This is a genomic window from Streptomyces sp. NPDC014727, from assembly GCF_043083485.1.
GTDB lineage: Bacteria > Actinomycetota > Actinomycetes > Streptomycetales > Streptomycetaceae > Streptomyces.
Map to the genome: position 1 here is coordinate 107,805 of NZ_JBIBYR010000009.1, position 12,526 is coordinate 120,330.

The following is a 12,526-nucleotide window of genomic DNA, read 5'->3' on the forward strand; positions in this document are numbered from 1 at the left end:
GCGGGCGCCGTCCGCGCGGCGGAGTTCGTGGAGGCGGTGCCCGACTTGAACAAGGCTGGCCGGTTTCTTATTACGAAGCCTTGTTGTGTAAGTCACAGCCGGATGAAGGTCTTGATCTGAGCGCGTCAATGAGTGAGGGTTTCGAGCCAACCCCCGGAGATCTTCCGGCCGGGGGTCAATCCCCCCACAAAGAATGACGAGGAGACCCCTCTTCATGGCAATTCACAAGCGCGCACGTCGGATCAAGCTGACCGCCGCCATAACCGCGGTGGCCGCGGCGGCCGGAGTCACCCTGCTGGGCAGCCCCGTCGCCGGAGCCGCGCCCGCTCCCGCGATGGGCACCGTCTACGGTGCGGACGCGGCCACCGCCGTACCGGGCAGCTACATCGTGATGCTGGACCACAAGGCCGACAAGGCGAGGCTCGCCAAGCAGTACGGCGGCAAGCTCAAGCGGAACTACAGCTCCGCCGTCAACGGCTTCTCCGCCAGTGGTCTGTCACTGACCGAGGCCAAGCGCCTGGCAGCCGACCCGGCCGTCTCCAAGGTGGTTCAGAACAAGAAGTTCCACATCGACGCCACCCAGGACAACCCGCCCTCCTGGGGGCTGGACCGGATCGACCAGACCGAGACGGCCGGCGACAACGCGTACACCTACCCGGACAGCGCGGGCGAGGGCGTCACCGCGTACGTCATCGACACCGGTGTCCGCACCACGCACAACGAGTTCGAGGGCCGGGCCGACTCGGGCTACGACGCGGTGGACGACGACGACAGCGCCGATGACGGCAACGGCCACGGCACCCATGTGGCAGGCACCATCGCCGGTGCGACGTACGGCGTGGCCAAGAAGGCGAAGATCGTCGCCGTGCGGGTCCTCGACGACTCCGGCTCGGGCACCACCGAGCAGGTCGTCGCGGGCATCGACTGGGTCACCGCCCACCACGAGGGCCCCTCCGTCGCCAACATGAGCCTCGGCGGCGGCGCGGACGAGGCGCTCGACTCGGCGGTCCAGAAGGCCATCGCCTCCGGAGTCACCTTCGCGGTGGCCGCCGGAAACGACTCCTCCGACGCGAGCGAGACCTCCCCGGCCCGCGTCCCGGAGGCCATCACCGTCGCCTCGTCCACGGTGGACGACGAGCAGTCGTCGTTCTCCAACTACGGCTCGATCGTGGACATCTACGCCCCCGGATCGGACATCACCTCGTCCTGGAACGACAGCGACGACGGCTCCAACACCATCTCCGGCACGTCCATGGCGACCCCGCACGTCGTCGGTGCCGCCGCCGTCTACCTCTCCGGACACCCGGACGCCACCCCGGCGGAGGTCGCCACGGCGCTGACCGACGGAGCCACCCCCGACGCGATCTCCAACGCGACCGAGGGCACGCCGAACAAGCTGCTGAAGATCGTCGAGTAACCGATCCCCGCAGTCGCGACCGGGCGGCGCACGCCCGGCGCAACGGAATCGGCGGCCGCCGCGCCCTCCCCCACGGGGCGCGGCGGCCGCGCGGCGTGGACGGATCGTCCTATGGTGTGCCCATGACGAAGTACGCGGCGCTGTTGCGCGGGATCAATGTGAGTGGCCACAAGAAGGTTCCGATGGCCGAACTGCGCACACTGCTCACCGAACTCGGCCACGGAGACGTCCGTACCCATCTGCAGAGCGGCAACGCCGTCTTCAGCAGCGCGTCGGACGACGAGGACGCACTCGCCGCCGAGCTGGAGCAGGCCATCGAGAAGCGATTCGGCTTCCCGGTCCCCTGCCTGGTCCGGGACGGCCGCTACCTCGCGGCAGTTGCCGCGGCCTGCCCGTTCCCGGCCGACGAACTCGAAGGCAGGCAACTGCACATCACCTACTACGGGCAGCCGGTCGACGCCGACCGCTTCGCCGGGATCGACGCGGCGGCCTTCCACCCCGAGGAGTTCCGGCTCGGCGACCGCGCGCTCTTCCTCTACACCCCCGACGGGCTGGGCCGTTCCAAACTCGCCGAAGCCCTTTCCCGCCTCGCCCGCAACAAGGGCGTCATCGCCACCTCGCGCAACTGGAACACCGTGGTCAAGCTCGTGGAGATGACCGCGTCGGCCGGGACCGCACACGACGGAGCCCACGCATGACCGAACCGTCCCCCGGCGTGGCCGCGGCCGTGGAGGGCGAGCTCCGCCTCCTGGACCCGTTGGTCCGCGCCTCCGCCGAACTCCTCACCCAGGTGCTGCACCCCGAGTACCGCGAGATCGACTCCGCCGGCCGGGTCTGGGACCGCGACGCGCTGATCGCCTCGCTCACCGCCGAGGACGCTCCACGTCCCGGGCCGCTCACCGCGTCCCGGATGAGGGGCCTCCAACTGGACGCGGAACTGGTCCACCTCACCTACGACACCGAGACGAAAGGGCACCTCGCCCACCGCAGTTCGCTGTGGCGGCTGACCGACGCGGGCTGGGTGCTCTACTTCCACCAGGCCACGCCGTTCGACGTAGCCGCGAACGCCGCTGACGACACCGCCGACTGAGCCCGCTCAGCGACGGGTGACGCGCTGCGCCCGAGCCGCCCACCGGCCGTCCGTACGGGAGATCCGCACCGGATGCCCGAAGCAGTCGCTGACCTGATCGGTGGTCAGCACCTCGTCGGCCGGGCCCGACGCCACGCACCGTCCGCCCCGCAGCAGCATCGCGTGCGTGGTGGAGGCGGGCAGCTCCTCCAGATGATGCGTGACCAGGACCGTCGCCGGCTCCGGATGCTCCTCGCGCAGTGTGTCCAGGCTGTCGAGCAACTGCTCACGGGCGGCGAGATCAAGGCCCGTGGCCGGCTCGTCGAGCAGCAGCAGCCGAGGTCGTGGCATCAGCGCGCGGGCGATGAGCGTGCGTCCCCGTTCGCCCTGCGAGAGGGCGGGCCAGCGCGATCCGGTCTTGTCGCCCATGCCGAGCATCTTCAGCAGCCGCTCCGCCCGGGCCCGCTGCTCCGTGCTCGCGGACCAGCGCGGGACCGGCTCGACCGAGTTGGTCAGGCCGGTCAGCACCACCTCGTGCACCGACAGCGGGGAACGCAGCGGATGGCGCGGATTGACATGTCCGAGCAGCGACCGAAGCTCCCGCAGATCGACGCGCCCCAGCGTGCGCCCCAACACCTCGACCGAGCCCCTGGTGGGGTGGTTGACCGCGCCGAGCAGCCCCAGCAGCGTGCTCTTGCCCGCCCCGTTCGCACCCAGCAGGGCCCAGTGCTCGCCGCCGCGCACGATCAGGGAGACCGAGTCGAGCAGGACGGTGCCGTCCCGCACGAGCGAGACGCCGTCGGCCCGGATCACCGGGACGGTGGCGGGGGAACCGGGGGCGCCGGCGGGGCCTGGGACAGCGGCGGTGATGTGTGTGCTCATGCGGGGGAACTCCTTCATGCGGGTGCGAGCGCCTCCAGGCGGCTCATGTCCTCGGCCGACAGACCGACCTCACGGGCTCCCAGGTTCTCCGCCAGATGGGCGGGCGAACCGGTGCCCGGGGTCGGGCACAGCACGGGGGAGCGGTGCAGCAGCCAGGCGAGGGCGATCTGCCCGCGGGTGGCATCGTGCCGATCGGCGATATCGGCGAGTGCCGTGGCCGCCTCGCCGGTCAGGGCGCCGTTGGCCAGTGGGAACCAGGGCAGAAAGGCGAGGCCGTGGGTCTCGCACACCTTCAGTACCGCGTCCGACGAACGGTCGAGGAGGTTGAAGCGGTTCTGCACCGAGGCGATCCCGGTCAGGGAGAGAGCCTGCTCCAGCTGGTCGGCGGTGAGGGTGTCCAGACCGATGTGCCGGATCTTACCCTCCTGCCTCAACACGTCGAGGGCACCCAACTGGTCGGCCATGGGTACGTCCGGGTCCAGCCGGTGCAGCTGGTAGAGGTCGATCCGGTCCGTCCGCAGCCGCCGCAGACTGGCCTCGCACATCGCCCGCAGCTGCTCCGGACGGCCCGCGACGTGCCAGGCGCTGTCGCTGGTGCGTACCACCCCGCCCTTGGTCGCGATCACCAGTTCCCCGGGGTACGGGTGGAGGGCTTCGGCGACAAGCTCCTCGGCCAGCGCGGGGCCGTAGTTGTCGGCGGTGTCGACGAGCGTGACCCCCTGCTCGACGGCCGTCCGCAGCACGGCCACGGCGTCCCGCCGGTCACCGCGCGGCCCCCAGTACCCGGGGCCGGTCAGCTGGGCGGTGCCGTAGCCGAGATGACGTACGGGCAGCTCACCACCGAGCAGGAACACATCGTCGAGAGGGCATGACGTGGAAGACATGACGGGAACAGTAGTGCTATGCGCGGTCGATGCCACGACTCCCCGCCCTGTGCCGAGGTGCTCTCGGCTCCGAGGGTCGGCGTTCTGACCTGTGCGGACGCGGAACGGGAGTCGGGATGCGCTACATCGTCGGAGCGGGAGCGGGAGCCGTGGGCGGCGCGATCGGAGGACGGCTGTCCGAGGCCGGCCACGACACCGTGCTCGTCGCTCTCGTCGACGCCGTCTCCCGAAACCGCGGTTCGCGGTCGGCGTCGCCTTTCTTCAAGACCGTTGTCAGTGGCGGGTCCTAGCCTGGGACGCATGAAGAACGAGCACGCTCACATGACCGAATGCGCTGCCGAGGCGGCCCGGATCGCCCGCTCCATCAGCGCCGAACAGCTCGACCTGCCCACCACCCCCTGCGGCGAGTGGGACCTGCGTGGACTCATCAACCACTGGGTGCTCTACACCTCGTACGGTCTGGAGCACCGCGCCCTGCGCAAGGACCTCCCGGACGAACTCGTCAACCGCGACTTCACCGCCGACGCCGACTGGGCGCAGACGTACGCGGCCCAGCTGGACCGCGCCGTCGCCGCCTGGTCGGACCCGGCGGTCTGGGAGGGCGAGATCGACCTGGGGGGTTCGACGACCCCGGCCTCCGAGATCGCCGCGATGCTCATCGAGGAGACGGCCCTGCACACCTGGGACGTGGCACGGGCCACCGGGCAGGAGTTCCGGCTGTCCGACGCGGCGGCGGCCCACCTCCTCGAAATCGTCGACGCCTCCGCCGCGCTCTACCGGCAGTACGACGGCTTCGCCGACGAGGTGACGGTGCCCGGATCGGCTTCGGTGCTCGATCGGGCGCTGGCCCACAGCGGACGCGACCCGCACTGGAGCCGTGCCTGAAAATGGCCCAGCCGATCGGTCGGTGAATGGCCCGGAGGGGTATGCCAATACCTGGCTAGGCTCGACGCATGACCACTCACCGCACCCCGGACACGGGCAGGGCCGTCGTCGACTTCTACTTCGACCCGGCCTGCCCGTTCGCCTGGATCACCTCCCGCTGGATGCTGGAGGTGGAGCAGCAGCGGGACATCGAGCTCCGCTTCCATGTCATGAGCCTCCATCTGCACAACATCGGCAACGAACTCCCCGACTGGTACCGGGAACTGGTCGACAGGTCGATCGGCCCGGTACGGGTCGCCGTCGCGGCGGCGGCCGAGCACGGCGACACGGTGCTCCGCGATCTCTACACCGCCATGGGCAGCCGCATCCACCAGCAGAAGAACGAGGACTTCGACGAGGTGATCGCGCAATCCCTCGCGCAGCTCGGTCTTCCGGCCGCGCTGGCAGCTGCGGCGCACTCGAAGACGTACGACGAGGCGCTGCGGCGCAGCCACGACGCCGGCAAGGATCCGGAGGCGGACGGCTACGTCGGTACGCCCACGATCCATGTCGACGGCTCGGTCTGGTTCGGCCCCGTCCTGAGGGCCGTGCCGCGCGGCGAGAAGGCCGCACGCCTCTTCGACAGCTTCCGGGAGCTTGCCGGGAATCCGGATCTCTTCGAGCTCAAGCGCACCCGCACCGGCAGCCTCGACGTGGGCTGAGGCCCGGCACCGGGGCGCCCGAGCCCCGTGCGATCCGGACGAAAGACCCTATGCGCTGAGCGAGGCAGGCGGGGCGAGCGGGATGCGGGCCTCGTCGTACCGGGTCAGCAGCAGTCGCGCCAACTCCGGTGAAGCGCCCAGCACATCGGCCAGCACATCCGCGTCTGCGGCCCCTGTGGCGATACGGTCCGGGAGCCGGCCGGGTGCGATGACGTACGGGGCGACCGCCACCCGCCGCACACCCTCGGCCCGCAGGGCGCGTACCGCGTCCTCGGTCCGCGGAAGGGATGCGGAGGCGAACGCAGGCCGCACGGAACACCAACCGGTGTGCCGCAGCTCCCGCGCGATTTCAGCGATCACTGCGATCGCCTCCGGGTCTGTGGAGCCCGCCGAGGCCAGGACGAGCCCGGTCGAGCGCCGTTCACCGGGACGGATCCCGGCTTCGAACAGCCGCCGTTCCAGCGCCGAGTTCAGCAACGGCGACGGGCCGAGCACCTCGGCCTGCACGATGCGCAGCCGGTGCAGGCGGGTCCTGGCCTCGTGCAGCACCGTCGGGATGTCGGACTTGGCGTGGAAGGCCCGCGTGAGGAGCAGGGGAAGCGCGATGACGTCCCCTGCTCCCTGCGCGGCCAGCCGTTCCAGCACCCTGGGTGCCGAAGGCGCGTTGAAGTCCAGGAAGCCGGTCTCCACGCGCAGTCCCGGCCGCAGCGACCGCACCCGCGCGGTGAGCGCGTGCACGGTCGCGGCGTGCCGCGGGTCGCGGCTGCCGTGGGCGATGACGAGGAGTACCGGGGCGGTCATGGTGTGGCTCAGTTCTTGACGAGGAGACCGCGGCTGCGCAGCACCCACCGCTCCAGGGGACTGAAGATCAGCAGATCGATCGCGATACCGACGAACAGGATCAGGATGATGGCGAGGAAGATGCCCGGCATGTCCGCGTTGTTGCGGCCGTTCTCCAGCAGCTGACCGAGCCCCAGCCCGAGGTCGGGGGAGGACGCGATGATCTCGGCGGCCATCAGCGAACGCCAGGAGAACGCCCAGCCCTGCTTGAGCCCCGCCAGATAGCCGGGCAGCGCGGCCGGCAGCACGATGTGCCAGGTCCCGCGCAGCCCGGTGGCGCCGAGCGTGCGGCCCGCCCTCAGGAACAGCGGGGGGACCTGGTCGACGCCGGAGACCAGGCCGTTGGCGACCGAAGGGACGGCGCCCAGCAGGATCACCGCGTACATCATCCTGTCGTTCAGCCCGAGCCAGATCACGGCCGGGGCCACCCAGGCGACCGACGGCAGGGACTGCAGCCCGGACAGGATCGGGCCGATCGCGGCCCGTACGAACCTCACTCGGGCGACCAGCAGACCCAGCGGCGTGCCGATGGCCACGGCCAGCAGGAAGCCGAGCAGACCACGCGAAATGCTGGTCCAGACGACCTCCAGGAGCGTCCCCTGGAGCCACATGTCGGACGCGCTGTGCCACACCGCGGCCGGTGAGGGCAGCTTGTAGTCGTCGGTGACCTGGGCCTCGACCAGCAGCTGCCAGACGACGACCACCAGCGCCACCGCGAGCACCGGCGGAAGCACCTTGCGCAGCAGCACCTCGCGCACCGGGGTACGGTGCACCTGCACGGCGTCCAGCGCGTCGAGTCCGGCCTCCAGACCGGCCAGGTCGTCGGGCTTCGTGTCAGTGCCGGCCATGACGGCGGATCTCCCCACGCAGTTGTTCGGTGATCTCGACGGACAGTTCCGCGACGGCGTTGTCCTCGATACGGCGCGGCTGCTCGATGTCGACCGTCCATTCACGGGCGATCCTGCCGGGGCGGGACGACAGCAGGACGACCCGCTCGGCGAGCCGCACCGCCTCGCGCACATTGTGTGTGACGAAGAGGACCGAGAGCCTCGTCTCGCGCCAGATCCGGGTCAGCTCGTCGTGCAGCACATCCCGGGTGATGGCGTCGAGCGCCGCGAACGGCTCGTCCATCAGCAGCAGTCGGCTGTCCTGGGCGAGGGCCCGTGCCATGGCCACCCGCTGCCGCATCCCGCCCGAGAGCTCGTGCACACGCTTCCCGTGCGCCCCGCCCAGCCGTACGAGTTCGAGCAGCCGCTCCGCCTCCGTGCGGCGCTCCGACCTGGCCACTCCGCGCAGCCGCAGCGCGAGTTCGATGTTCTTGCCCGCGGTCAGCCACGGGAACAGGGCGTGCTCCTGGAACATCAGGGCCGGCCGCCCGCCGGGGGTCTCGATGGAGCCCGCGGTCGGGCGGTCGAGTCCGGCCACCAGGTTGAGCAGCGTCGACTTTCCGCACCCGGAGGCCCCCAGGAGGGTGACGAACTCGCCCGGTGCGACATCGAGCGTGATGTCGTCGAGGACGGGCTGCTGCCCCTCCGGCCCGCCGAAGGACTTGGAGACATGCGCGATACGGGCGGCGTGCCCGACCGCTGTACGGTCCTCGGCCTCGGTGAGGGTGGTCGCCATGGTCGTCACCTCCTGGGAATCCTGGGTTCGGGTGGCTTACTTGACGCCGAGACCGGCGTCGGCGACCTCGGGCCTGCCCGCGGCCTTCAGGACCTTGTTCAGCGGCTTGAGGTCGTAGATGCCGTTGAGGTCCGGCTTCTCCAGCAGTCCTGCCTTCACCGCGTGCGCGGCCTCCGCGTCCAGCGTGGCGGCCAGCGGGTCGTCGGTGATCTGGATCGACTTCCACGCCGGGTCCAGGACCTCAGGGGGCAGCGCCTTGCCGGTCAGCTCCTTGAGCGCGGCGTTGGCGGAGGCCTTCGCCTGGTCCGGGTTGGCGTTGATCCACGCGTTGGTCTTCACCGAACCGCGCAGCACCGCCTCGACCACATCGGGGTGCTCGCTCAGGAACTGCTGCGACACGATGATGTTCGTGATCACGAACTTGTTGTCGGGCCACAGGGCCGACTCGTCGAGCAGTTCCTCGGCGCCCTCGGCGACCAGCTTGGACGCGGTGGGTTCGGGGACCCAGGCACCGTCGATGGAACCGGACTTGTAGGCATCCGGGGTCACCTTGTTGTCCGTACGGATGACGGAGACGTCACCCTTGCCGCTCTGGGCGTCGACCTTCCAGCCCTTCTCGGAGATCCAGTTGAGGAAGGCCACGTCCTGCGTGTTGCCGAGCTGCGGGGTGGCTATCTTCTTGCCCTTGAGGTCGTCCAGGGTCTTGATCTTCTTCGGGTCGACGACCAGCTTCACCCCGCCCGAGGCGGAACCGCCGATGATCCTCAGGTTCTTGCCCTTGGACTTGGTGAATCCGTTGATCGAGGGCGACGGGCCGATGAAACCGATGTCGATCGACTTGGCGTTGAGCGCCTCGATCTCGGAAGGGCCGGCGTTGAACTGGGAGGTCTTGAGCAGGGTGCCGCCGAGTTCCTTCTGGAAGATCCCCTCCTGGTCACCGACCAGCGCGGTGGCGTGCGTCAGGTTGGGGAAGTAGCCGATCCGCACGGTGTCCGTGGAGAGCTTCTTCGCGTCGGCGGCGACGTCCGACTTCCTGGAGTCGTCGTCCTTCGCCTCGGAGCCGTATCCGCAGGCGGTGAGCGCGACGGCGAGCAGCGGCAGGACGGCGGCAGCGGAGAGACCGCGGCGCAGCGTGGTACGGGGGGCAGGCACGGGAGGCATTCCTCTCGTCGGCCCGGTGCTCACATCCCTCGGGATCTACGGGGACGCGGCCGGGAAGTCGGCGGGTCTTCGTCTGAACTGGCTGTGCTGGTGGTGCGGTCGGTGCGAGTGGGCGCGCAGGCAGTGCGCGTACGTCATCGCGCACATCGCGCGACCCCGCCCTGGCCGCTGCCGAGGGCGCCGCTGCCGACGCGACCGCCCTCCTTGGCGAACGTGGAGTAGATGTCGATGTCCATCAGAAGTCCCATGCGGCGTCGTCGGCCACCTCGGCCGCGGTCTCGGTCACGGCGGTGAACGAGGCACCGGCCATGCCGGCCGTCAGCGTGGTGCCGTCCGCCGGGTCGATCAGCAGGAAGGAACCAGTGCGCCGGGAGTCCGCGTACGCGTCGAGGGCCAGCGGCTCCGCGGTGCGGACGACGATCCGGCCGATGTCGTTGGCGACGAGCCGGCCGGGCGCCGGGTGCTGGGAGAGGTCGTCCAGCGTGAGGCGCGAGGGGATGTCCTTGACGATCGCCTTGACGGTGCGGGTGGTGTGCTTGAGCAGCACCCGCTGGCCGACGGTGAGCGGCTGGTCGGCGACGTGGCAGACGGTCGCCTCGACATCCTGCGTGACCGCGGGCGCGTCGTCGGCCGGCGCGATCAGGTCACCGCGCGAGATGTCGATGTCGTCGGCCAGGCGGATCGTCACCGACTGGGGCGCCCAGGCGATGTCCACGCTCTCGCCGAGCGCGTCGATCGCGGTGACCGTCGTCGTACGGCCCGAGGGCAGCACGGTGACGGCCTCGCCGACACGGAACGCACCGGCCGCGATCTGTCCCGCGTAGCCCCGGTAGTCGGGGTGCTCGGCGGTCTGCGGGCGGATGACGTACTGGACCGGGAAGCGGGCGTGGCAGACGGTGAGGTCATGGCTGACCGGCACCGTCTCCAGGTGCTCCAGGACGGTCGGGCCGCCGTACCAGTCCATGTGGGCGGACGGCTCCACGACGTTGTCGCCGGCCAGTGCGGAGATCGGGATCGCGGTGATCTCGGGTACGCCCAGGGACGCGGCGTACGCGGTGAACTCCTCGGCGGCGGCGGCGAAGACGGGCTCCGCGTAGTCGACCAGATCCATCTTGTTCACGGCCAGCACCACGTGCGGCACCCGCAGCAGCGCGGCGACGGCGGCATGGCGGCGGGTCTGCTCGACGACTCCGTTGCGGGCGTCGACCAGGACGACGGCCAGCTCGGCGGTCGATGCCCCCGTCACCATGTTCCGGGTGTACTGCACATGCCCCGGGGTGTCGGCCAGGATGAACCGGCGGCGCGGGGTCGCGAAGTAGCGGTAGGCGACATCGATCGTGATGCCCTGCTCACGCTCGGCCCGCAGCCCGTCGGTCAGCAGCGCCAGGTCGGGTGCCTCCTGACCCCGGCTGCGCGAGGCGTGCTCGACGGCCTCCAACTGGTCGGCGAGGACCGACTTGGAGTCGTGCAGCAGTCGTCCCACGAGGGTGGACTTGCCGTCGTCGACGGACCCCGCGGTGGCGAACCGCAGCAGGGTGGTGGCCGACAGCTGCTCCGGGTGCCGGTTGAGTGTGGTCATCTAGAAGTACCCCTCGCGCTTACGGTCTTCCATCGCGGCCTCGGACATCTTGTCGTCGGCACGTGTCGCGCCCCGCTCGGTGAGCCGGGAGGCGGCTATCTCGTCGATCACGGCGTCCAGTGTCGTCGCGTCCGAGTCGACGGCGCCGGTGCACGACATGTCGCCGACCGTGCGGTAGCGGACCTGCCGGGTCTCGACCCGCTCGCCCTCCTTGGGGCCGCCCCAGTCGCCCGCGGTCAGCCACATGCCGGAGCGGCTGAACACCTCGCGCTCATGGGCGAAGTAGATCTCCGGCAGCTCGATGCCCTCGCGCGCGATGTACTGCCAGACGTCCAGCTCGGTCCAGTTGGAGATCGGGAAGACCCGGACGTGCTCGCCCGGCGCGTGGCGGCCGTTGTAGAGCTGCCACAGCTCGGGGCGCTGGCGGCGCGGATCCCACTGGGAGAACTCGTCGCGCAGCGAGAAGACCCGCTCCTTGGCGCGTGCCTTCTCCTCGTCACGGCGTCCGCCGCCGAACACGGCGTCGAAGCGGTGCTGCTGGATGGCCTCGGTCAGCGGCACGGTCTGCAACGGATTACGTGTGCCGTCCGGGCGCTCACGGAGCTTGCCGGCGTCGATGTACTCCTGCACGGAGGCGACGTGCAGCCGCAGTCCGTGGCGCACCACCGCGCGGTCGCGGTACTCCAGCACCTCCGGGAAGTTGTGCCCGGTGTCGACGTGCAGCAGCGCGAACGGCACGGGCGCGGGCGCGAAGGCCTTGAGCGCCAGATGCAGCATCACGATGGAGTCCTTGCCGCCGGAGAAGAGGATCACCGGCCGCTCGAACTCGCCCGCCACCTCGCGAAGGATGTGCACGGCCTCGGACTCCAGGGAGTCCAGGTGGCTGAGTGCGTACGGATTGTCGGTGCCTTCCGGCACGGTCGCGACGGTCGTCACGCCGCCCCCCTCTCGCTCAGCAGCGCGTACAGCTCCGCCGCGGACTCCTGCACGGTCTGATGGTGCGACTCGATCCGCAGATCCGGCGACTCGGGCGCCTCGTAGGGGTCGTCGACCCCGGTGAGCCCGCTGATCTCGCCCGCCGCCTGCTTGGCGTAGAGGCCCTTCACATCACGTACGGAGCACACCTCGACCGGGGTCGCGACATGCACCTCCAGATACGCGGTCCCCTCGGCCTGGTGCCGCTTGCGGACCGCGTCCCGGCTGTCCGCGTACGGGGCGATGACCGGGACCAGCACCTTCACGCCGTTGGCCGCCAGCAGCTCGGCGACGAAGCCGATCCGCTGGACGTTGGTGTGGCGGTCCTCGCGGGAGAAGCCGAGACCCGCGGAGAGGAACTCCCGGATCTCGTCACCGTCGAGCACCTCCACGCGATGCCCCTCGCCGCGCAGCCGCCCGGCGAGTTCGTACGCGATGGTGGTCTTGCCCGCGCTCGGCAGACCGGTCAGCCAGATGGTGGCTCCCGTCTCCGTCACGCTCATCGAAGTC

General features: G+C 70.2%; 15 protein-coding genes. 6 read left to right on the plus strand and 9 right to left on the minus strand.

Going from position 1 to position 12,526, the window contains the following annotated elements:
• The first annotated feature begins 214 nt into the window (after positions 1-214).
• From ACF1B9_RS16540 to ACF1B9_RS16550, 3 genes are all read left to right on the plus strand, one after another.
• Positions 215-1,417, plus strand: coding sequence for a S8 family serine peptidase (locus tag ACF1B9_RS16540; RefSeq protein WP_391740533.1), 1,203 nt, complete (start codon positions 215-217; stop codon positions 1,415-1,417).
• Between the two features lie 122 nt (positions 1,418-1,539).
• Positions 1,540-2,115, plus strand: coding sequence for a DUF1697 domain-containing protein (locus ACF1B9_RS16545; RefSeq protein WP_391740534.1), 576 nt, complete (start codon positions 1,540-1,542; stop codon positions 2,113-2,115).
• Positions 2,112-2,507 carry a DUF4440 domain-containing protein gene (locus tag ACF1B9_RS16550; RefSeq protein ID WP_391740535.1) on the plus strand — a complete coding sequence of 132 codons (396 nt, stop codon included), beginning with the start codon at positions 2,112-2,114 and terminating at the stop codon, positions 2,505-2,507. Before ACF1B9_RS16545 ends, ACF1B9_RS16550 begins: the two co-directional genes overlap by 4 nt.
• A 6-nt stretch (positions 2,508-2,513) precedes the next feature.
• On the opposite strand, the gene ACF1B9_RS16555 is transcribed toward ACF1B9_RS16550, so the two are convergent.
• The gene (locus tag ACF1B9_RS16555) at positions 2,514-3,368 is read right to left on the minus strand and encodes an ABC transporter ATP-binding protein (protein ID WP_391740536.1); all 855 of its coding nucleotides are present in this window, start codon (positions 3,366-3,368) and stop codon (positions 2,514-2,516) included.
• Between the two features lie 14 nt (positions 3,369-3,382).
• Positions 3,383-4,252 (minus strand): aldo/keto reductase, encoded by an 870-nt coding sequence (locus ACF1B9_RS16560; protein ID WP_391740537.1) that lies wholly within the window; start codon positions 4,250-4,252, stop codon positions 3,383-3,385.
• A 116-nt stretch (positions 4,253-4,368) separates the two neighbouring features.
• Between ACF1B9_RS16560 and ACF1B9_RS16565 the strand changes: the two genes are divergently transcribed.
• From ACF1B9_RS16565 to ACF1B9_RS16575, 3 genes are all read left to right on the plus strand, one after another.
• Positions 4,369-4,542, plus strand: a complete 174-nt coding sequence (locus ACF1B9_RS16565) for a 2-dehydropantoate 2-reductase N-terminal domain-containing protein (protein ID WP_391740538.1) — start codon at positions 4,369-4,371, stop codon at positions 4,540-4,542.
• Between the two features lie 10 nt (positions 4,543-4,552).
• A complete protein-coding gene (locus ACF1B9_RS16570; protein ID WP_391740539.1) occupies positions 4,553-5,137 on the plus strand; it encodes a TIGR03086 family metal-binding protein in 585 nt (194 codons plus the stop codon).
• Positions 5,138-5,205: 68 nt separating this feature from the next.
• On the plus strand, positions 5,206-5,838 hold the full coding sequence (locus ACF1B9_RS16575) for a DsbA family protein (RefSeq protein WP_391740540.1): 633 nt from the start codon (positions 5,206-5,208) through the stop codon (positions 5,836-5,838).
• A gap of 48 nt (positions 5,839-5,886) precedes the next feature.
• Here ACF1B9_RS16575 and ACF1B9_RS16580 read toward each other — a convergent pair whose 3' ends face one another.
• The 7 genes from ACF1B9_RS16580 to cysC form a co-directional block, all read right to left on the minus strand.
• The gene (locus tag ACF1B9_RS16580) at positions 5,887-6,639 is read right to left on the minus strand and encodes a sirohydrochlorin chelatase (protein ID WP_391740541.1); all 753 of its coding nucleotides are present in this window, start codon (positions 6,637-6,639) and stop codon (positions 5,887-5,889) included.
• An 8-nt stretch (positions 6,640-6,647) separates the two neighbouring features.
• A complete protein-coding gene (locus tag ACF1B9_RS16585; protein WP_391740542.1) occupies positions 6,648-7,526 on the minus strand; it encodes an ABC transporter permease in 879 nt (292 codons plus the stop codon).
• Positions 7,513-8,301: an ABC transporter ATP-binding protein gene (locus ACF1B9_RS16590; protein WP_391740543.1), complete on the minus strand. Its 789-nt coding sequence runs from the start codon at positions 8,299-8,301 to the stop codon at positions 7,513-7,515. The genes ACF1B9_RS16585 and ACF1B9_RS16590 overlap by 14 nt, the downstream gene beginning before the upstream one ends.
• Positions 8,302-8,337: 36 nt before the next feature.
• Complete coding sequence (locus ACF1B9_RS16595; RefSeq protein ID WP_391740544.1) at positions 8,338-9,453, minus strand: aliphatic sulfonate ABC transporter substrate-binding protein; 1,116 nt, start codon at positions 9,451-9,453, stop codon at positions 8,338-8,340.
• A 244-nt stretch (positions 9,454-9,697) separates the two neighbouring features.
• Positions 9,698-11,041, minus strand: coding sequence for a sulfate adenylyltransferase subunit 1 (locus ACF1B9_RS16600; protein WP_391740545.1), 1,344 nt, complete (start codon positions 11,039-11,041; stop codon positions 9,698-9,700).
• A complete protein-coding gene (cysD, locus tag ACF1B9_RS16605) occupies positions 11,042-11,977 on the minus strand; it encodes a sulfate adenylyltransferase subunit CysD (RefSeq protein ID WP_391740546.1) in 936 nt (311 codons plus the stop codon). It abuts the gene before it with no gap.
• Positions 11,974-12,519: an adenylyl-sulfate kinase gene (gene cysC, locus ACF1B9_RS16610; RefSeq protein WP_391740547.1), complete on the minus strand. Its 546-nt coding sequence runs from the start codon at positions 12,517-12,519 to the stop codon at positions 11,974-11,976. Before cysC ends, cysD begins: the two co-directional genes overlap by 4 nt.
• Between the last annotated feature and the right edge of the window lie 7 nt (positions 12,520-12,526).